This window comes from Myxococcus sp. SDU36 (assembly GCF_030168875.1).
GTDB lineage: Bacteria > Myxococcota > Myxococcia > Myxococcales > Myxococcaceae > Myxococcus > Myxococcus vastator.
Window position 1 is genome coordinate 1,526,977 of sequence record NZ_CP077414.1, and the last position, 20,035, is coordinate 1,547,011.

The 20,035-nt window shown below is 71.0% G+C and carries 13 protein-coding genes; 12 read left to right on the forward strand and 1 reads right to left on the reverse strand.

All coding sequences use genetic code 11. From position 1 onward, the window contains the following. Positions 1-35 precede the first annotated feature (35 nt). The 8 genes from KGD87_RS06395 to KGD87_RS06430 all read left to right on the forward strand — a co-directional run bounded on the left by KGD87_RS06395 (position 36) and on the right by KGD87_RS06430 (position 12,530). Positions 36-1,097: a HEAT repeat domain-containing protein gene (locus tag KGD87_RS06395; protein WP_284666600.1), complete on the forward strand. Its 1,062-nt coding sequence runs from the start codon at positions 36-38 to the stop codon at positions 1,095-1,097. Positions 1,098-1,219: 122 nt separating this feature from the next. Next, the gene (gene opgC, locus KGD87_RS06400) at positions 1,220-2,332 is read left to right on the forward strand and encodes an OpgC domain-containing protein (RefSeq protein ID WP_284666601.1); all 1,113 of its coding nucleotides are present in this window, start codon (positions 1,220-1,222) and stop codon (positions 2,330-2,332) included. A 68-nt stretch (positions 2,333-2,400) separates the two neighbouring features. After that, positions 2,401-3,609, forward strand: a complete 1,209-nt coding sequence (locus KGD87_RS06405; protein ID WP_284666602.1) for a TolC family protein — start codon at positions 2,401-2,403, stop codon at positions 3,607-3,609. A 134-nt stretch (positions 3,610-3,743) separates the two neighbouring features. Further along, positions 3,744-4,715, forward strand: coding sequence for an efflux RND transporter periplasmic adaptor subunit (locus KGD87_RS06410; RefSeq protein ID WP_284666603.1), 972 nt, complete (start codon positions 3,744-3,746; stop codon positions 4,713-4,715). Continuing rightward, entirely contained in the window at positions 4,712-7,801 is a 3,090-nt protein-coding gene (locus tag KGD87_RS06415; protein WP_284666604.1) for an efflux RND transporter permease subunit, read from the forward strand. The genes KGD87_RS06410 and KGD87_RS06415 overlap by 4 nt, the downstream gene beginning before the upstream one ends. Positions 7,802-7,823: 22 nt before the next feature. Continuing rightward, positions 7,824-8,504 carry a response regulator transcription factor gene (locus KGD87_RS06420; RefSeq protein ID WP_284666605.1) on the forward strand — a complete coding sequence of 227 codons (681 nt, stop codon included), beginning with the start codon at positions 7,824-7,826 and terminating at the stop codon, positions 8,502-8,504. Beyond that, the gene (locus KGD87_RS06425) at positions 8,501-9,859 is read left to right on the forward strand and encodes a sensor histidine kinase (RefSeq protein ID WP_284666606.1); all 1,359 of its coding nucleotides are present in this window, start codon (positions 8,501-8,503) and stop codon (positions 9,857-9,859) included. Before KGD87_RS06420 ends, KGD87_RS06425 begins: the two co-directional genes overlap by 4 nt. A 118-nt stretch (positions 9,860-9,977) precedes the next feature. Then, on the forward strand, positions 9,978-12,530 hold the full coding sequence (locus tag KGD87_RS06430; protein WP_284666607.1) for an excinuclease ABC subunit UvrA: 2,553 nt from the start codon (positions 9,978-9,980) through the stop codon (positions 12,528-12,530). Positions 12,531-12,603: 73 nt separating this feature from the next. Here the strand turns inward: KGD87_RS06430 and KGD87_RS06435 are convergent, their stop codons facing one another. After that, positions 12,604-14,703, reverse strand: a complete 2,100-nt coding sequence (locus KGD87_RS06435) for a methyl-accepting chemotaxis protein (RefSeq protein ID WP_284666608.1) — start codon at positions 14,701-14,703, stop codon at positions 12,604-12,606. Between the two features lie 315 nt (positions 14,704-15,018). Between KGD87_RS06435 and KGD87_RS06440 the strand changes: the two genes are divergently transcribed. The 4 genes from KGD87_RS06440 (at position 15,019) to KGD87_RS06455 (ending at position 20,033) form a co-directional block, all read left to right on the forward strand. Next, positions 15,019-15,891, forward strand: a complete 873-nt coding sequence (locus tag KGD87_RS06440; RefSeq protein ID WP_284666609.1) for a 2-oxo acid dehydrogenase subunit E2 — start codon at positions 15,019-15,021, stop codon at positions 15,889-15,891. Between the two features lie 188 nt (positions 15,892-16,079). Further along, the gene (locus KGD87_RS06445; protein ID WP_284666610.1) at positions 16,080-18,143 is read left to right on the forward strand and encodes an alpha-amylase family glycosyl hydrolase; all 2,064 of its coding nucleotides are present in this window, start codon (positions 16,080-16,082) and stop codon (positions 18,141-18,143) included. Next, positions 18,143-18,316 carry a GFA family protein gene (locus KGD87_RS06450; protein ID WP_284666611.1) on the forward strand — a complete coding sequence of 58 codons (174 nt, stop codon included), beginning with the start codon at positions 18,143-18,145 and terminating at the stop codon, positions 18,314-18,316. Before KGD87_RS06445 ends, KGD87_RS06450 begins: the two co-directional genes overlap by 1 nt. Before the next feature lie 184 nt (positions 18,317-18,500). Continuing rightward, positions 18,501-20,033, forward strand: coding sequence for an SDR family oxidoreductase (locus tag KGD87_RS06455; RefSeq protein ID WP_284666612.1), 1,533 nt, complete (start codon positions 18,501-18,503; stop codon positions 20,031-20,033). Positions 20,034-20,035 lie beyond the last annotated feature (2 nt).

Here is a 20,035-nt window from a genome sequence, read left to right on the forward strand (position 1 = left end):
GTCCCACCCGGCAATTTTCGTTCGAGGAATCTCTGGTGAACCGCGTCCGCTCGGTCGATGAATGGGTTGTTCTGCTCTCCACGTCATCGGGTCCCGAGCAGGAGGAAGCCCAGGAGTGGTTGGGAGACGCACTGGGAGCGGAGGACGACCTCCTCCGGGAGCGGACGGCCCAGTTCCTCCTGGATGCCATGGTCCGGCCGGGCGCCGCGGTGGGGGCCATCCTCTCCGTGTTGCAGGTGGCCTGGTGGCCTCCGCCGGCGCGGCTCGCTGACGCCGCCGTGCGCTCCGTGACGGCGGCCCTGACGGGGCTGGAGGCCGGTCACCCGGCGGTGGAGGACGCGGCGCTGGTGCTGGCCAATGTGTGCCGCGTCGAGCCCGCGCAGCTCGCCGCGTTGGAAGCGGCGCTCGGCCATGCGCATCCCGCGGTCCGGCGCGCGGCGGCGGGCGCGGTGGGGCGGATTGGGGACGCCGCGGTGCCCCTGCTGCCGCGACTGGTGCCGTTGTTGAAGGCGGAGGAGGACGTGGCGGGCGCGGCGTTGGAGTCGCTCGGCGCGCTGGCGTCACTGGCTCCCGAGGTCGCCACGCCCGCGTTGCTGGAGGAGGCGCGGACCGCGGAGGGCACGCGGCTCTACCTGGCCCTGACGTCGCTGCGGAGCCTGATGGAGGACGCGCGCCGCAAGGGTGGGGCGCTGCCCGCGCTCCCCGACCTTCAGGAGGCGATGCGCCGCGCACTGAAGGAGGCGGAGCCCGCCATTCGCGTGGAGGCCCTCTCGCTGCTGGGGCTCACCGGCCCCGCGTCGCCCGCAGTGCAGGAGGCGGTGGCCGGGCATCTCCAGGATGCGAATCCCTCCGTGGCCGCCTGCGCCGCGGTGGCGCTGCTGCGGCTGGGGGCGCCCGCGCAGCCGGCTCTGTCGCTGCTGCAGACCCAGCTCTCCTCGGTGGATGCGCCAGCGCTGCAAGGGGCCGCGCTGTCCGCGCTGGAAGAGGTGGAGCCCGCGACCCTGGGGCAGGCGAAAGGCATGTTGAAGACGGTGGTGGACACGTCGTCGGGTCCGACGCGTGACGCGGTGAAGGTCCTGCTCGACTCGCTGGGCTGAGCAGCGGGCGGGCGCTGGGCCTGACCTGGTGGAATGGGCTATGGACGGTGTGGAATCCTCCGTTGAGGGCATCCTCAACGGCCCACCTGCCCCAAGCGCCCTTCAAGCCGACCTTCGTCCCCATGAATCGCAGACCCGAGTTCGACAGCCTGCGCGGCATCCTGCTCGTGTTGATGACGCTGACGCACCTGCCAACGCGGCTGAACACGATCAGCAACCAGCCCTTCGGCTTCGTCTCCGCGGCCGAGGGCTTCGTCTTCCTGTCCGCGTTCCTCGTGGGCGTGGTGTACGCCAACAAGCTTGAAGTGGCGGACCCGAACGTGCTGTGGCGCAGCCTCTGGCAGCGAGCGCTCAAGGTCTACGGCTACCATGTGGCGCTGCTGGCCTTCGCGTTCGCGGTCATCGGGACGTTGGGCATGGCGACGCACCGTCCCGCCATCCACAACCTGCTGGGCTTCTTCCATGAGGACCCCGTCACCGCGCTGTGGAGCAGCTTGTTCCTGCTCTACTGTCCGCCGCTGCTCGACATCCTCCCGCTCTACGTCGTGCTGCTGTTGCTGACGCCCTTCATCCTGCTGGGCGCGCGCAAGGGAGGGTGGACGCGCATCCTGTGTCTGAGCGGGCTGGTGTGGTTGTCGGCGCAGTTGGGCTTGAAGCGCTCGCTCTACGACTTGCTGGTGTTCATTCCGGTGCTGCCGTGGCCGCCGCTGCGCATCGAGCTGTCAGGGGCCTTCGACGTCTTCGCCTGGCAGTTCCTGTGGGTGCTGGGCGTGTGGCTGGGCGTGGGCCGTGCCACGGCGCCGGAGCAGCGCGAGGCCGTTTCGCCCGTGCTGCTCAGCGGGGCGCTGGTGGTGAGCGTGGCGTTGCTGCTGATGCGCTACCAGGTGGGCATCTTCAGCATCGACCTGGACCTGTATGGCGCCCTCATCGACAAGTGGACATTGGCGCCCGTGCGGCTGGTGAACTTCCTGGCCGTGGCGCTGCTGGCGAGCTGGCTGAGCCCCAAGCTGTTCCGCTGGCTGCGTCCCCGCGTGCTGGAGGCGCTGGGCCGCGCGTCCCTGCCGGTGTTCTCCGTGCACCTGGTGCTGTGCCTGCTCAGCCTGGCGCTGCTCAATGAGAACGAGGACCCGCTGGCGGATTGGGAAGAGGTCGTCGTGCTGGTGGCCACGTTCACCGTGATGTTGCTGGTGGCGTGCAGGCAGGCGGCGGCGCCGCGCAAGAGCCCCACCCGATAGGGCTTCTCTGAGAATTCTCTCAGGATGCCCTCAACCGGCACGCGCGCGCCCTCCTTAGGGTGCGCGGCATGTGGCCCTTTCTCGTCACGCTCCTCGCCGCGGCACCGGCGCAAGAGGCCCCTCCACTCACCTTCGCAGAGTCCCAGGCGCTGGCCGCGAAGGCCGCGTTGCCCGCGAGCCTGACGCGCGCCGTGGAAACACGGCGTGTGTGGGACGCGCGGCTGCCGTGGCTCGCCGCCAACCCCACGCTCAGCGTGGTGCCGGGGCGGCGCGCCCAGCCCGACGGTCCGGGCTTCGAGCTGACGGTGTCAGTGGAGCAGCCGCTCTTCCTGTCGAACCTGTCGGGGGCCCAGCGCGCCGCGGCGAGCGCGGAGACCCGGGCGCAGGAGCGCGAAGCCGTGGCCGCGCTGCTGAACCGCCGGCTGGAGGTGGCGCGGGCCTGGCTCACGCTCTGGTCGGCCCAGCAGGCCGCTGCGACGGCCGAGCAGGAAGCGACGTTGGCGGGTGCGCTGCGCACCTCCGTCGCGGAGGCGCTGGCGCTGGGCGGCGCCACCCGGTTGGAGCTGGTCGAGGCGGAGGGGTTCGAGGCCGAGGCCCAGCTGGCGTTCCTGGCGCGCGAAGCGGAGGTGACGCACGCGCGGCTGTCGTTGGCGGTGCTGGTGGGCCGTCGGCCCGATGCGCACCTGGTGGTCGCGGAGGCCCTGCCGGAGGTGGCCTTGCCGCCGCCTTCCGAAGAAGCGCGGTGGCTGGCGCGCGCCTCCGAGCTTCCAGAGGCGGAGGCCCGGCGGCTGCTGGGCGCGGCGGAGCGGGCCCGCGCGGCGGAGGTCCGGGCCGCGCGAGGCTGGCAGGTGACGGTGGGCGCGCAGGGCGTGCGTGAGTATTACGGCGGGCTCAGCGGCCTGCTGATGGTGGGCGTGACGCCGCCGCTGTTCGACGCTGGCCAGCGTGAGCGTGGCGCGCTCCTCGCCGCCGCTGAACGCCTGGAGGGCGAGGCCCAGGAAGCCGCGCTGCGCGCCGCCGCGGAGCTGGCCCTGGCGTTCCATGAGCGCGAGCACACCGCCGCGCAGCTCTCCGTCGTCGAGAAGACCCTGGTGCCCAAGGCCGAAGAGGCGGTGCGGCTGGCCGACGTGTTGCTGCGCGCGGGCCAGAGCACCCTGCCCGACGTCCTGCGCGCCCGCCGCGCCCGGGCCGCCGCCAACATCCGGCTCGCGCTCGCACGTGGCGAAGCCTCGCTCGCCGCCGCGCGGCTCCACCTCCTGCTCTCCGCTCTGCCATGACGCCCTTCGTCCGTAGTCTCGTCGCTGTGCCGATGTTAGTCCTGTCCGGGGCGTGCACGTCCGGTTCCTCCACCCCGGAGGTTCCGCCCACGCCGCCCCCCGCGCGCGCCTCCGCGTCCTCTGCGTGGGTGCCCGTGCGCGCGGCGTCTCGCGTCGCCCTGGCGGAGGCCCCCGCGCTGGTGCTGTCCAGCCCGGAGGCCGTCGCGGTGCTCTCCGCGCCGTTCCGCGCCCGTGTGCAGCAGGTCCGCGCGCGGCCGGGCCAGCAGGTCAAGGCGGGAGCCCCGCTGGTGGAGGTGCTGATGCCGGAGGTGGTGGAGGCTGCGGGGGCCGCCAGCGCCGCCTCGTTGCGGCTGGAGGCTTATTCGCGGCAGGTGGAGCGCCTGGAGGCGTTGCATGCCCAGGGCCTGGCGAAGCTGCCCGATCTGGCCGACGCCCAGACGCAACAGGCCGAGGCCCGCGCCGCCCTGGTCGCGGCGCATGCGGTGCTCCGCGTGGCGGGCATCTCCCCCGGGGAGGCACGGGGCGTGGCGGAGCGCGGCACCGTCTGGCTCAAGAGTCCCATCGGCGGAATCGTCACCGAGGTGCGCGCGGTGCTGGGGGAGATGCAGCCCGAGGCCAGCGCCGCCCTGCTGCGGGTGGCCGCCGACGGTCCCTCGCGCCTGGAGGCCCGCCTGTCCGCGCGTCCCCCCGAGGGCGCCAGCTTCGCCTTCGTGTCGTCCCTGGGCCTCGCCGTTCCGGTGCGGTGGGTGGGCCAGTCTCCCGTCGTCGAAGCGGCGGATGGGACGTGGCGCGCGTGGTTCGAGCCGGAGGACACCGCCACCGTGCTGCGCGCGGGGCAGGGGGGCCGGCTGCGCATCCAGGCCGCGGCGGGCGAGGACACGGTGCTGGTGCCCGCGCGCGCCCTGGCCTTCGACAGCGCGCGCACGGTCGTCTTCACGCGCGGCGGTGAGGGGCAGGCCGTGCGCCGGGAGGTGGAGGTGCTGGCCACCTCCGGCGCGGAGGCCCTGGTGAAGGGGGGGCTGTCCGCCCGGGACGCGGTCGCCGCTGACGGCGCGGCGCTGCTGTTGGATGCGCAGGCCGGCGCCGGCGAAGAGGTGACGCCGTGATTGAAGCCCTCGTGCGGTGGTCGGTGCGGCACCGGGTCTGGGTCCTGGCTCTCACGGGCGTGCTCGCGCTGGCGGGCGTGGCGGTGTCGCTCCGGCTGGAGCTGGACGCGATGCCGGACATCACCACCAACCAGGTGCTCGTCCTCACGCGCGCGCCCGGCCTGACGCCCGAGGAGGTGGAGCGGCTGGTGACGCGACCGGTGGAGGTGGCCCTGGGCGGCATGCCCGGACTCGAGGAGCAGCGCAGCCTGTCGCGCTATGGCCTCTCCTCCGTCACCGCCGTGTTCGCGGACGACGTGGACCCGTACCGGGCCCGGCAGCAGGTGCAGGAGCGCCTCAACGTGCTCGGCTCCACGCTGCCCCCGGGGGTGGACGCGCCGGAGCTGGGGCCCCTCACCGGTGGGTTGGGTGAGGTGTTCCACTTCACGTTGTCCTCGCCGGAGCGCACGGGCGCGCAGTTGCTCGAGTTGACGCAGTTTCGCGTGGCGCCCCGCCTGCGCTCGGTGCCGGGCGTGGTGGAGGTCAACAGCTGGGGAGGCCACCAGCGCACGCTGGAGGTGCGCGCGGACGCGGTGCGGCTGGCTCAGCGGGGCGTGACGCTCGCGCAGCTGCGTGACGCGCTGGAGCGCGCCACCGGCAGCGCTCCGGGCGCGAGCCTTCCGGTGGGAGAGCGCCACGTCCTGATTCGCGCCGTGGCGCGACCTCGGGCGCCGGCCGACCTGTCGGAGGCGTTGATTCCGCGGCCCGGGGCCATGGCCGTGCGCCTGGGCGACGTGGCCGAGGTCGCCGAAGGCGCACTGCCCCGCATCGGCAGCGCCACCTCCAACGGCCGCGGCGAGACGGTCTACGTCATGGTGCAGATGCTCCGGGATGCCAATGCGCTCGCCGTGACGAGCGCCATCTCCAGCGCGCTTCCCGAGGTGCGAGCGCTGCTGCCCGAGGACGTGCGGCTGGACGTCGTCTACGACCGCGCCACGTTGGTGCGGGGAACGGTGCGCACCGTGGGCAAGAACCTGCTGGAGGGCGGCCTGCTCGTCGTGGGTGTCCTCTTCCTGTTGCTCGGCAGCGTGCGCGCGGGCCTGCTCGTCGCTTCGGCCATTCCGTTGTCCATGCTGGGCGCGACAGCCGCCATGGTGGCGCTGGACATCCCCGGCAACCTGATGAGCCTGGGGGCCATCGACTTCGGCTTGCTGGTGGATGGCGCGGTGGTGATGGTGGAGGGCCTGTTCCACCGGCTGGCGCACCTGTCACCGGAGGAGAAGCAGCGCCCGCCTCGCGAGCACGTCGAGGAGACGGCCGTGTCCCTGGCCCGCCCCGTCTTCTTCTCCGTGCTCATCATCCTGCTCGTGTACCTGCCCATCCTGTCGCTGCGAGGCGTGGACGGGAAGATGTTCCGGCCCATGGCGATGACGGTCGTCTTCGCGCTGGCCACCGCGCTGCTGCTGTCGCTGACCTTCATCCCCGCCGCCGCGAGCTGGCTGATTCGCCCCGAGCACGTCCCCGCGCGGGAGCCGCTGCTGGTCCGCTGGTTCGAGCGTCTCTACGTCCCGCTGTTGGGACAGAGCGTGCGCCGGCGCGTGCCCGTGGCCGCCGTGGCCGTGTTCCTGCTGGGCGTGGGAGGGTGGAGCTTCGCTCGCGCGGGCACGGAGTTCACGCCGCAGCTGGATGAAGGCGACCTGGTGATTCAGACGACGCGGGTTCCCGACATCAGCCTGGACGCCGCGGTGAGCGAAGCGGGCCGGATGGAGCGCGTCCTGCTCGAAGCGATTCCGGAGGTGCGCCAGGTCGTCTCGCGCGTGGGCAGCCCCGCGGTGGCCACCGACATCATGGGCCTGGAGATGGCGGACGTCTTCGTGTCGTTGGCGCCGAGGGAGGCGTGGCGGCCCGGGCTCACCCGTGAGTCGCTCATCGAGGAGATGGGGCAGGTGCTGGAAGCCCGGGTCCCAGGTGGAGACCCTTCCTTCACGCAGCCTATCCAGATGCGCTTCAACGAGCTGCTCGGCGGCGCGGTGACGGACGTGGCGCTCAGCATCTACGGCGAGGACCTGGCCGAACTCGGGCGCCTGGCACGCCGGGCCGCGGCGCTGCTGAGCCAGGAGCCGGGGGCGGTGGACGTGCGGGTGCTCGCGCCGCCGGAGGTGCCGCTCTTCGAGGTGACGCCTCGTCCGCTGGATTCGGCCCGCGCGGGGCTGGGCGCGGTGGACGTGCTGGAGGCGGTGAGCGCGGTGCGCAGCGGCGTGGAGGTGGGCGCCACCTGGGATGGGTCGGTGCGAGTGCCCATCGTCCTGCGGTTGACGGGCGCGACCGAGGCCTTCTCCCTGGCCGAGTTGCCCCTCCCCACGGAGGCGGGGGGCCTGGTGCCGCTCTCCCGCGTGGCGGACGTGCGGTTGACGTCCTCGCCTGGGCTGGTGAGCCGGGAAGGGGGGCAGCGCCGGCTGGTGGTGGGCTTCAACGTGAGAGGCGCGGACCTGGGGACGGTGGTGGAGCGGGCGCGGCGCCGCGTGGAGCAGGCGCTCGCTCCGCCTGATGGCTACCGGCTCGAGTGGGGCGGCCAGTACGAGACCTTGACGGAGGCACGGCAAAGGCTTTCCCTTGTGCTCCCCGCCGTGGCCCTCCTCATCTTCTCCGTGCTGCTGTTCGCCTTCCGCCGCATGCGTCCCGCGGTGGCCATTTTCGCCAACGTCCCCTTCGCGTGCGTGGGCGGGATGATGGCGCTGGCGGCTCGGGACCTGCCCGTGTCCATCTCCGCCGCGGTGGGCTTCATCGCGCTGTCCGGCATCGCGGTGCTCAACGGCGTCGTGCTGATGTCGCGCGAGCAGGGGCTGGAAGCGGACGGCCATGCTCCCGGGGAGGCGGTGGTGATGGCGGCACGCGAGCGGGCCCGGCCCGTGCTGATGACGGCGCTGGTGGCGGCGCTGGGCTTCATTCCGATGATGCTCGCGCGTGGGGTGGGGGCCGAGGTGCAGCGGCCCCTGGCCACGGTGGTGGTGGGCGGGCTCGTCACCTCCACGCTGCTGACCCTGGTCATCCTCCCCACGCTCTACCCGTGGTTCGCGGGTGGGACGCGCGCGCGGGCGCGTGCATGATGGGGCGACGGAGGCCGGTGCCGTGAGGCTGCTGCTGGTGGAAGACGAGGAGCGGATGGCGAACCTGCTCCGGCGGGGGCTCGGAGAAGAGGGCCACCTCGTGGACACCTGCCGCACGGCGGAGGACGCGCTCGACCAGGCTGGCGAGGTGGCCTACGACGCCATCATCCTCGACTGGGCCCTGCCCGGCATGGACGGCGTGGCGCTGCTGCGGCGCTGGCGCGAACGCGGGTTGATGACGCCAGTGCTGATGCTCACCGCCCGCGGCACGGTGGGTGAGCGGGTGACGGGCCTGCGCGCGGGCGCGGATGACTACCTGGTGAAGCCCTTTGCCTTCGAGGAGCTGCTCGCGCGCCTGGAGGCGCTGCACCGCCGCTCCGAGGGCCAGACGCAATCCTGGGGCGGAGGGCCCCTCCACCTCGATGCCCGGCGGCGGATGCTGACGTGTGGCGGCCGGGAGGTGGCCTTGACGGGCCGCGAGTTCGCCCTGCTGGGGGAGCTGGCCTCGCGCGCGGGCGAGGTCCACACCCGGTCCACCTTGCTGGCGAAGGTGTGGGGCCCCACGTTCGATGGGCCTCCCAACATCGTGGATGTCTACGTGGGCTACGTGCGCGCGAAGCTGACCGAGGTGGGCGCGGAAGGCGTCACCATCCAGGCGGTGCGTGGGGTGGGCTTCCGGTTGGTGATTGAGGGCGCGCGGTGAGGTTGGTCCGCCGGTTGTGGCTGTGGGGCGCGGTGGTGCCCATGGTGGCGGTGGTCGCCGCGCTGGGCGTTGCCGTCCAGGTGTTCCGCGTGGTGCTCGAGCGGACCCTGGACGAAGCCTTGCTGTCGCAAGCCGCGGCGGAGAGCGTGAGCCTCTTCGACGCTCCGGATGGGCGCCCGCATCTGCACGTGGAGCCCTCCCCATTGGCAGGCGAGGTGCGTGCCTTCGTCCCCGCGACCCGGCTCTACGGACCGGATGGGACGCTGCTGTCCGTCTTCCCGCCCGAATCACCCACCGTCCATGAACGCGTGCTACCCGAGGACGGGCCCACGTCCCGGCTGGAGACGCAGCGTCTGGGCACGGGCCTGCGGCTGCGCGTGCTGACGGTGCAGGTGCGCTCGCCGGAGGGCGTGCCCCATGTCCTGCAGTTGGTGGCGTCCCTGGGGACGGTGGACCAGGCGGTGGGCACCTTCACCACCGTCGCCACCGTACTGGCGCTGCTCCTGGGCGGGGTGCTGATTGGCATCCAGGGCTGGCAGGCGAGGGGGCTCGCGCGACGGCTTCATGGCATCGCGGACCAGGTGGCTCGCTCGCGCGACGGAGGCATGGTGGCACCCGTGCCCGTGGATGAGCCTCGGGACGAAATCAGGGAGGTGCGCCTGGCGCTGACCGAGTCCGCGGTGCGCGTGCGCGCGGCGCGTGAAGCGCAGGAGCGCCTCATCGCGCGCGCCGCGCACGAGCTGCGCACGCCGCTGGCCCTCATGCGCACCGGCCTGGACCTGGCGTTGCGGCGCGAGCGCGGCGCGGAGGAGCTGCGCACCGTGCTGGAGGAGAACCGGCGCGAGGTGGACCGGCTGGCCAGCGTCGCCGGTGCGCTGCTGGAGCTGTCGGCGGCGGGGGGCGCCCTGGATTTGCAGCCAGGGGATTTGCGCGGGCTGCTCGACGAAGCCGCCGCGGGGGTTCGGGCGGAGGCGGACCGTCGCGGTGTGTCGCTGCGTGTGGTGGGCCCCGCTGAAGCCAATGGCCGGATGGATGCGATGGCCGTTCGTCGAGCGGTGGACAACCTGCTGGCCAACGCCCTCCGCTACGCGCCTCGTGGGTCCGAGGTGCGGCTGGAGTTGGCGCACCGGGACGCGCAGTGGGAGGTCGCTGTCCAGGACGCGGGGCAGGGCATCCCGGAGGCGCATCGTGAGGACGTCTTCACGCCCTTCCACCGCCTGGAGCGGGACGCGGGGGGCGTGGGGCTGGGACTCAGTCTCGTGCGCGAGGTCGCGCGGGGCCATGGCGGCGACGCGCGCGTGGTGGAGAGCCCGGGGCCGGGCGCGCGGGTGCTGCTGACGCTGCCTGGCCGGTGAGTCCGGAGGCGTTCGTCCAGTCCCGGGCCATGGCCCGTGTTCGCGCGTGTCTCCCTCGGTTGCCTCGGGTACAACGCCGCCGCGGTTCATCCCTTTCTGACAACTCAGCGTGGGGCGCATGGCCAGGGCTCGTCGTTCGAAGCAGGACTCAGACGCGTCAGGTGCCGCCGAGCAGGGCTTCGTGGAGGTGCGCGGCGCCCGCCAGCACAACCTGAAGAACATCGACATCCGAATCCCTCGCGACGCGTTCGTCGTGTTCACCGGCGTGTCGGGCTCGGGCAAGTCGTCGCTGGCGTTCGGCACGCTCTACGCGGAGGCGCAGCGGCGGTACTTCGAATCGGTGGCCCCCTATGCGCGCCGGCTCATCGACCAGGCGGGGGTGCCGGAGGTCGACGCCATCGACGGGCTGCCCCCGGCCGTGGCGCTCCAGCAGCACCGCGGCGCGCCCACCACGCGCTCGTCCGTGGGCAGCGTGACGACGTTGGCCAACTCGTTGCGGCTGCTGTACTCGCGCGCGGGCACGTACCCGCGGGGCCAGCCGCACCTGGACTCGGACGCCTTTTCGCCCAACACGCCCGCGGGCGCGTGTCCCAGGTGCCACGGCCTGGGCCGCATCTACGACGCCACCGAGCGGTCCATGGTGCCGGATGACACGCGGACCCTCCGCGAGCGGGCGATCGCCGCCTGGCCTCCGGCGTGGCACGGACAGAACCTGCGCGACATCCTGGTGACGCTCGGCTACGACGTGGACCGGCCGTGGCGGGAGCTGCCGAAGAAGGACCGGGACTGGATTCTCTTCACGGACGAGCAGCCCACGGTGCCCGTCTACGCGGGCTTCACGCCGGCCGAGACGCAGCGAGCCCTCAAGCGCAAGGAGCCGCCCAGCTACATGGGCACCTTCACGGGGGCCCGGCGCTACGTGCTCCAGACGTTCGCCACCACGCAGAGCGCGCTGATGAAGCGGCGCGTCTCGCAGTACCTGGTGAGCGGCGACTGCCCCGACTGCCACGGCAAACGCCTGCGCCGCGAGTCCCTCTCCGTCACCTTCGCGGGGCTCGACATCGGCGAGCTGTCACGCCTGCCGCTCAGCGAGCTCACGGTCCTGCTCGCGCCCGTGGCGGACGGGACGGCCAAGGACGTGGCCACGCTCGCCCGCGCGCATCCGGAGAAGGCGCTGGTGGCCCAGCGCATCGCCCACGACGTGTTGGTGCGCGTCAACGTCCTGACGGAGCTGGGCCTGGGCTATCTGTCGCTCGAGCGCGGCACGCCCACGCTGTCCCCTGGCGAGCTCCAGCGCCTGCGGCTGGCCACGCAGGTGCGCTCCAACCTGTTTGGCGTGGTGTACGTGCTCGATGAGCCGTCCGCCGGGCTTCACCCCGCGGACACCGCCGCGCTGCTGAAGGCGTTGGATCAGCTCAAGGGCTCGGGCAACTCGCTGTTCGTGGTGGAGCACGAGGTGGACGTCATCCGCCACGCGGACTGGATTGTCGACGTGGGGCCGGACGCGGGCGAGCAGGGCGGAGAAATTCTCTACAGCGGTCCGCTCGAAGGCCTGAAGGCGGTGAAGGCGTCCCGGACGCGGCGCTATCTCTTCGGCGACGCGGAGCAGCACCGCGGCGCGCGGCGCTCGCCCAAGGGCTGGCTGTGCCTGCGGGGCGTGTCGCGCAACAACCTGAAGGCGCTGGACGTCGACTTCCCGCTGGGCGTCCTCACCACGGTGACGGGCGTCTCCGGCTCCGGGAAGTCGAGCCTCGTGAGCCAGGTCCTGGTGGAGCTGGTGGCCGGACACCTGGGCCACGCGGTGCCGGAGGACGAGGACGAAGGAGAGGCGCTGGAGCGCACCGTCATTCACACCACCGGCGGCAGGATTGCCTCCGGCATGGAGGGCCTCAAGCGCCTGGTGCAGGTGGACCAGAAGCCGATTGGCCGCACGCCGCGCTCCAACCTGGCGACGTACACGGGGCTGTTCGACAACGTCCGCAAGCGCTTCGCCGCGACGCCCGCCGCCCGCTCCCGGCGCTACGACGTGGGCCGCTTCTCCTTCAACGTGGCCAAGGGCCGCTGCGAGACGTGTGAGGGCGAGGGCTTCGTCAGCGTGGAGCTGCTCTTCCTGCCCAGCGTCTACGCGCCGTGCCCCACGTGTCAGGGGGCCCGCTACAACGCCAAGACGCTGGAGATTCTGTACCGGGGCAAGAACATCGCCCAGGTGCTGGACATGACGGTGGACGCGGCCCACGACTTCTTCAATGAGGAGCCGCTGGTGCAGCGGCCGCTCGCCGTCCTGCGGGAGGTGGGGCTGGGATACCTGCGGCTGGGGCAGCCGGCGACGGAGCTGTCCGGCGGCGAGGCCCAGCGCATCAAGCTGGCCACGGAGCTCCAGCGCGCCCAGCGCGGCAGCTCGCTGTACGTGCTGGACGAACCCACCACGGGCCTGCACCCCTCCGACGTGGACAAGCTGATGACGCAGTTGGAGGGGCTGGTGGCCTCCGGCAACACCGTCATCCTCGTCGAGCACGACATGCGCGTGGTGGCCGCCAGCGACTGGGTCATCGACATGGGACCGGGCGCTGGAGACAAGGGCGGGCGGGTGGTGGTGGCGGGGCCACCAGAGGCGGTGGTGGGCATGCCCGTCAGTCAGACGGCGCCCTTCCTGGAGGAGGCGCTGGGCTGAAATCCCAGCGCCCGCCGGAGCCTCCGAGCTGGCCCCGAGGGCCGCCGGGCTCGGAAAGAGGGAGGCCGCGAAATCAGCGCGCCTGCGCCTGCGCGGCGGGCACGGACAGGCCCTCCGCCTTGAGCGTCTGGCTGGCCATGCCGGACATGCTCTCCGCGAGCGACTGCACGGAGCGGGTGGCTTCCTGCGTCTCCTGCACCGTCTTCAGCGTGCGCTGCATCTGCCCGGACAGCTCCTGGATGGCCTGGGCCATCTGGTGGGTGCCCGCGTCCTGCGCGCTGACGGCGGCGGTGATCTGCCGCACGCTGGAGCTGGTGTCGCCGATGATGTCGGCCAGTTGCTGGAACTGCGCGCTGGAGGTCCGCACGGCGTCGAGGCTCAGCCGCACGCGCTCGTCGCCCTTCTCGCTGGAGCGGGCCGCCTCACGCATGCTGTTGCTGACGCCGTCGAGCACCTCGCGGATGCGGTGCGTGGCCTGGATGGACTGGTCCGCCAGGCCGCGCATCTCCCGGGCCACCACGCCGAAGCCACGGCCGCTCTCGCCGCTGCGCGCCGCCTCGATGGCGGCGTTGATGGCCAGCATGTTGGACTGATCCGCCAGGTCCTTCACGGAGTCCACGATGCCGGAGACCTCGCGGGTGCGCTCGTCGAGCGCGAAGATGCGCCGGGCCATGTCGGAGACCTCGGTGCGGATGGCCGCCAGGTCCGACAGCGTGCGCTCCAGGGCGGCCGTGCCCTCGCGGCCCACCTGTTCGGCGCTCTCCGCCGAGGCCGCGAGCGCGCTGGCCTTCTCCGCCGTCATCTGCGAGCTGCGGCGGATCTCCTTCACCGTCTGCTCCGCCTCCTGGAGCGCCACGGCCTGACGGCTGACACCCTCGGTCTGCTCGTCGCTGGACGAGCGGAGCTGCTGCACCACCGTGGCGAGCTCGCCGGCGCCGTTGCCCATGCGCTCGGCCAGGTTGCGCACCTCCTGTGCGCGCGCCTCCAACTGGTGGGTGTGCGCTTCGAGCGTGCGCACCACCATGATGGAGCGGCGGGTGACGATGCCCAGCAGCGACAGCGTCAACGCGACGTAGCCCCAGTGCGTGACGTTGCCCAGCGACCAGCCCACCAGTCCGATGACGGGGAGGATGGTGAGGACGATGGAGATGACGAGCCCCGCGAAGCCGCCGACGAAGAAGCGCGCGTCCGGGTTGCCCATCCACGCCTGGGTGATGGCCACCGAGAGCACCACCAGCAGCACCACCATGGCCATGGGGAGGTAGGGCACGAGGATGCGCTGCCCGATGCCCAGGTCCAGGAGCGTCGCCAGGGCGCACAGGCCCGCCACGGGCGAGAACACCATGGCCGCCTTCTGGAACCAGCCGCGCCGGTTGTCGAGCAGCGCGTCCGAGACGAACTCCATCAGACCGGCGACGAGCAGGAAGATGCCCACCGTGGTGCCCAGCGTCGCGCCAGCGGACGAACCCCACAGCGCCGTGGGCATGCCGCTCAGGCCCAGGAGGATCATGCCGCCGCTGGCCGCGGAGACCGCCAGGCCCGCCAGCATCCGCCGCCGCCAGTGGAGCGCGAAGGCGCCGCCCGCGCCGAGCGCCACCGCCATCAGCAGACAGCAGATGACGAAGGGCGCCTGGCCCTGTCGCGTCACGTAGACCAGCAGGTCGTACCGCGAGCCCACCTGCGCGGCCTGGGTCACGCCGATGTTGGGGTTGCTGGACTGGATGCGCAGCAGCACGCGCGTGCCCAGGACGTCGCGCGGCAGGGGCACGATGTGCCAGGACAGGTTCTCTCCAATCTCGTAGCTGTCCGGCCGGATCTTGCCGCTCGTGTAGACGTGCCGGCCGTTCGCGTACACCTCGAACGCGTGGGTGACCTCGCCCAGGTACAGCGCGGGCTCCGTCCAGTCGCCGTCGGGGACGGGGATGCTGAGCCACATGAACTTGTGGTCGCCGCGTCCCTCCGGCGCCACGAGCGCGGGGGTGGTCCGCCATTCCTTCGAATCCCCCGTTTCCTTCGCCCACAGGGGCGTGCCCTCCGAGCCCACGGGGGAGTCACCCCACCGGAAGCGCCACCCGTCGAGCACGTTGACAGGGGGGCCCGCCTCGGCCGCGTGGGCCGAGGACGTGAGGGCAAACATCAGCAAGAGGGCGGAACAGAAGCGGAAGCCAGCCATGGAGGGCGTATGGTCTTCCGCCCGGGCACTGAATGTAAATGGGTCTTCCCGACCTCTCCCGAGAATCAATTGACGTTGCTTGGAATTGACGTCCCCAGAGAGCGTGTCATGCAATGAATGCCGTGAATTTTATACTTACAGTGAATTCTTCACTCCGACAGGTCGTGGAGAAGGCGGCCGACTGGCAGGGTTGTTCCTGGAAAGCCGGGGTTTGAACAACGACCCGGTGCGTCATGTTGAATCCGGGGCGGGCAGGGGCGTTGGCCGGGGGACCCGCCCTTCCCTTGAGGTGGGCCATGCGGCGACACTGGGGACATGGCGCATCTGGAGTTGATCCCCAAGCGGGACCTGTCGAGCTTTCGCAAGCTTGCGATTGGAAGTTGGAAGACGGCGTACGACCCCACCGTCTACGGGACGTTGACCGTCCGCATGGACAAGGCGATGGCGTACATCGAGGCCTTCCGTCAGCGCACGGGGGTGCGGCTCACGGTGACGCACCTGGTGGCCAAGGCCATGGGCGAGGCGCTGCGCCGCTGCCCGGACGCGAACGCCATCCTCCGCTTCAACCGCATCTACCTGCGTCAGCGCGTGACGCTGTCCACGCTCGTCGTCCAGACGGACGGCGGCAAGGTGGACCTCACGTCGGCCCGCATCGAGGACGCGGACAAGAAGAACCTGAAGGAGATCGCCAACGACCTGGAGGAGGCGGTGCGCCGCGTCCGAGAGCGCCGGGACGTGGCCCTGGAGAAGGGGAAGGGCACCATCCAGAAGATCCCCTACCTGTTCCTCAACACCTTCACCTGGCTCTTGTCCTTCTTCATGTACACGCTGAACCTGGACATGAGCCGGTTCGGCATGCCGAAGGACGCCTTCGGGTCCGCCATCATCACCAACGTGGGCTCGCTGGGGTTGGACACGGCCTACGTCCCGCTGGCGCCGTACACGCGCGTGCCCATCTTCGTCGCGCCCGGCGCGGTGAAGGAGGTGCCCGTGGTGGAGGACGGCAAGGTGGTGCCGGGCAAGGTGATGAACATCAACGCCACGTTCGACCACCGCTTCATCGACGGATTCCACGCGGGCGTGCTCGCCAACACGCTCCGGGAGATGCTGGAGAACCCGTTCGAGAGCTTCGACGCGCTTCCGGAGGCCGCCGATGCTGCGGCTCCGGTCGCCACCGCCGTGGGGTAGGGGCGGATCACAGGCCTCTCGCGTCACCTCCGCGGACCGCGTCAGAGCCGGGGATTCATGGCATCCCTGGAAACTGTCGGTTCAAATGTCGGACATCAGCGGAAATTTGCGCCGGGTGGACGCAACCTCGCCTCAGGTCAGCCGATACTCGGGGAGCCCCCACTCCTCGCACGAACCACGGCCGAGCCATGACCTCCCGGATCCATCCACCGAGCCGTCCCGCCACCGCCAAGACTTCCGCCCCCCAGCGCGCCGCCGAGCCGCGCGCGAAGGAGCGTCCAGCGGCGGCGACCACCGCCGCGTCCCAGCGCGCCCCGGTGAAGGACTTCTTCGACGACGCCCGTCAGACGCGCAATTCGGAAGCCCAGCGGCACACCGCCACGTTGGCGGGCAGCCGCGAGACGGGCGCGCAGTCGCTGCAACACACCCCTGGGACGCTGTTGCCGGAGCCCCTGCGGATGAGCGCCGCCGCGGTGCCCACGCAGCCGTCCAGCCGCCCCGGCATGGGCGCGATTCCCTACGACGGCGGCACCCTGTTTCGCGTGTGGGCGCCCAACGCCCAGCGCATGCAGGTGGCGGGTGAGTTCAGCAACTGGCAGGCGGTGGAGCTGCAGCGCGAGCCGAGCGGCAACTTCTCGCTCGACGTTCCCGGCGCCAAGGCGGGCGACCAGTACCAGTTCGTCATCCAGGGCAAGCACGGTGACTGGCGCTGGAAGGGGGACCCGCGCGCCAACGACGTCACCAACTCCACCGGCAACTCCATCATCGTCGACCACAGCGCGTACCAGTGGAAGCACGACCACGACTTCCGGATGCCGCCCTGGAACGAGGCGGTCATCTACGAGATGCACGTGGGCACCTTCAACGACGAGCCCGGTTGGGGTCCTGGCAACTGGCAGAGCGCCATCGACAAGCTGGACCACCTCACGGACCTGGGCATCAACGTCATCAAGATGATGCCGACGGCCGAGTTCGCTGCGGACTTCAGTTGGGGCTACAACCCGGCCTATCCCAACGCGCCGGAGAGCGCCTACGGCACGCCGGACGACCTCAAGCGCTTCGTCGACGAGGCCCACAAGCGCGGCATCGGCGTGGTCATGGACGTCGTCTACAACCACCTGGGCCCCAGCGACCTGCCGCACTGGGACTTCGACGGTGAGACGTACGGAAAGGGCGGCAGCTACTTCTACACGGACTGGCGCGCCAAGACGCCGTGGGGGGACACCCGGCCCGACTACGGCCGCCACGAGGTCCGCGACTACCTGCGCGACAACGCGATGATGTGGCTGCGCGACTACCACATGGACGGCCTGCGCGTGGACGCCACCAAGGAAATCCGGATGGCGAGCGGCGTGGACAACCCCGAGGGGTGGCAACTGCTGCGCGACATCAACGACGCCGTCAACCGTGAGTTCCCCCAGAAGATCATCATCGCCGAGGACCTGGGCGCCGACGGAGCCCTCACGCACCCGGACGGGGCGAACTTCGACAGCCAGTGGGACGCCAGGTTCGTCCACCCGATGCGCGAAGCGCTGACGGCGTTCTCCGACAGCGACCGGGACATGAACGCCGTCGCTGACGCCATCCGCTTCAAGTACAACGGCAGCGCCCTCCAGCGCGTCATCTACACGGAGAGCCACGACGAGGTGGCCAACGGCAAGCAGCGCCTGCCCAGCGAGGTGGGGGGGTGGGACGCGGGGGGCTACCACGCCAAGAAGCGCTCCATCATCGGCGCCGCGCTCACCATGACGAGCCCCGGCATCCCGATGATCTTCCAGGGCCAGGAGTTCCTGGAGGACGGCCACTTCCAGGACGCGGATCCGCTCGACTGGAAGAAGAAGGAGACCTTCGCAGGCATCAATCAGGCGTACACGGACCTCATCAAGCTGCGGCGCAACTGGAACGACAACACCTCCGGCCTACGCGGTGAGAACGTTAACGTCCACCACGTGAACAACAACGACAAGGTCGTCGCCTTCCACCGCTGGGACAAGGGCGGCGCGGGCGACGACACCATCGTCGTGGTGAACATGGGCGGCAAGCACCTGTCCAACTACGACCTGGGCCTGCCCGCCGACGGCACCTGGAAGGTGCGCTTCAACAGCGACTGGCAGGGCTACTCCAATGACTTCGGCAACGCCCAGAGCTTCGACGTGGGCGGCCGGTGGAACGGCAAGGACGGCATGCCGGCCAGTGGCACGCTGAACAACCTGGGACCCTATAGCGTGCTCATTCTCTCCAAGGACAAGTGATGAAGCTCGAAGGCTGCTGCCACTGTCGCGGCGTGCGGTTCAGCGTGGAGACGCATCACCCGTCTCCCTTCATGCGGTGCTACTGCTCCGTGTGCCGCAAGGTGTACCGGGCGCGCATCCAGAATCCGGAGGACGCGAAGGCGCACAAGAGCAAGGGGCAGCGCCACTGGTGAACCTGCGGGCCATCGTCCGCCCCACGGACGAGCCGCCAGCGCAAGGATGAACTTGCGTCCGCCGGAAATATTTCCCGCGTGCGAGCTTCTGCGTGCGCTGAATGTGCGGGGACATCCGCCTCCGCAAGTCGTGTCAGACCCCTGATGCATTCATTGCCGCGAACCGGGAAACCAGGGGTCGGCAATGACAACATACGCAGCGCATCAGGGCACCCACGCGGTCGAGCACGTTCTCCAGCGGATTCGCCGTTGTGCCGCGGACGTCACGCGGTACCCCGTGGACATCCTGACGGCGGACGCACAGCTCGAGGACGAGCTCGGCATTGATTCCGTCAAGCTGGCGGAGATCGCGGCCGTGGTCGGGCGCGAGTTCAACATTCCGCCGGAGCGGCTGCCACGGGGCGCTCAGGCGCGGACGTTGGGCGCGATGGCGGACGTGGTGGCGCGGCTGCTCGCGGACGCGCGGCCTGCCGCCATCGCGACGCCTCCACCGGTGCCTGCCGTGGCTTCCGTGTCCCCGGCGGCATCCGCGGGCCCGCCGGTGGCGGACCTGGAGGCGCGGGTCCGTGCCGTCTTCGCTCGGGTGACGCGCTATCCGGAAGCGCTCTTGACGCCGGATGCGGACCTGGAGGACGAGCTGGGCGTCGACTCGGTCAAGCAGGCCGAGGTGATGGCCGTGCTCATCAAGGAGCTGGGCCTGACGGATGCTCCGCAGCCTTCCCAGCGGCTGCGGACGATTTCCTCCATCTGCGACATGGCGCGCGCCCGGCTGGCGGTCGCGGCGCCGGTGCAGGTCGTGGCGCCACCGGTGGTCGCGACGCACGTGCGCGAGGACCGAGCGCCGCGTCAGGCGCCGCCGCCTGCCGTGCTGCCCTTCGCGGGGAAGGTCGCGTTCGTCACGGGCTCCGGGAAGGGGATTGGCAAGGTCATCGCGGCGCGCCTGGCCAGCGCGGGGGCGACGGTGGTGGTGAACTCGTTCCATTCCCGTGACGAGGGAGAGCGGACGGTTCGGGAGATTGTTGACGCAGGGGGGAAGGCGTTCCACGCCTGGGGCTCGGTCGCGCAGGAAGAGCACCTGGACCGGATGTTCGCCAGCATCGAGGCGCAGTTCGGCGGGTTGGACTTCCTGGTGTGCAACGCGTCCAACGGCCTCATCGGACCGTTTGACCGGATTACTCCGCGCGACTGGGACAAGGCGTTCCGTACGTGCATCACGGGAACCTATGAGTGCGCCATGCGCGCGCGGCCCCTGATGGCCCGGCGTGGCGGCGGCAGCATCGTGACGATGTCCACCTCGATGTCCCAGCGGTACATGCACGACCTGGGCTGTCAGGGCGTGGTGAAGGCCGGGGTGGAGTCCTTGACGCGCTACCTGGCCGCGGAGTTGGCGCAGGATGGCATCCGGACCAACTGCGTGTCCGCGGGACCAGTGCATGGAGAGCTGCTGCGCATGTTCCCCGACGCGGCGAGCCGGGTCACGCGCTGGGAGACAGCCACGCCAGGCGGGGAACTCTGCACCGCCGAGGATGTCGCCGACGTCACCGAGCTCCTCCTGGGGCCCAGGACGCGCCGGGTGAACGGCGCCATCTGGGTGGTGGATGCGGGGCTCTCCAGCACGGTGGACGGGCTGCTACCGGACGCACGGCGTCCCGTGGCGCAGCGCGTGTCTCTCACCCATGACCACGACGTGCGAGCGCTCCTCGCGCTCGATTCCTGAAC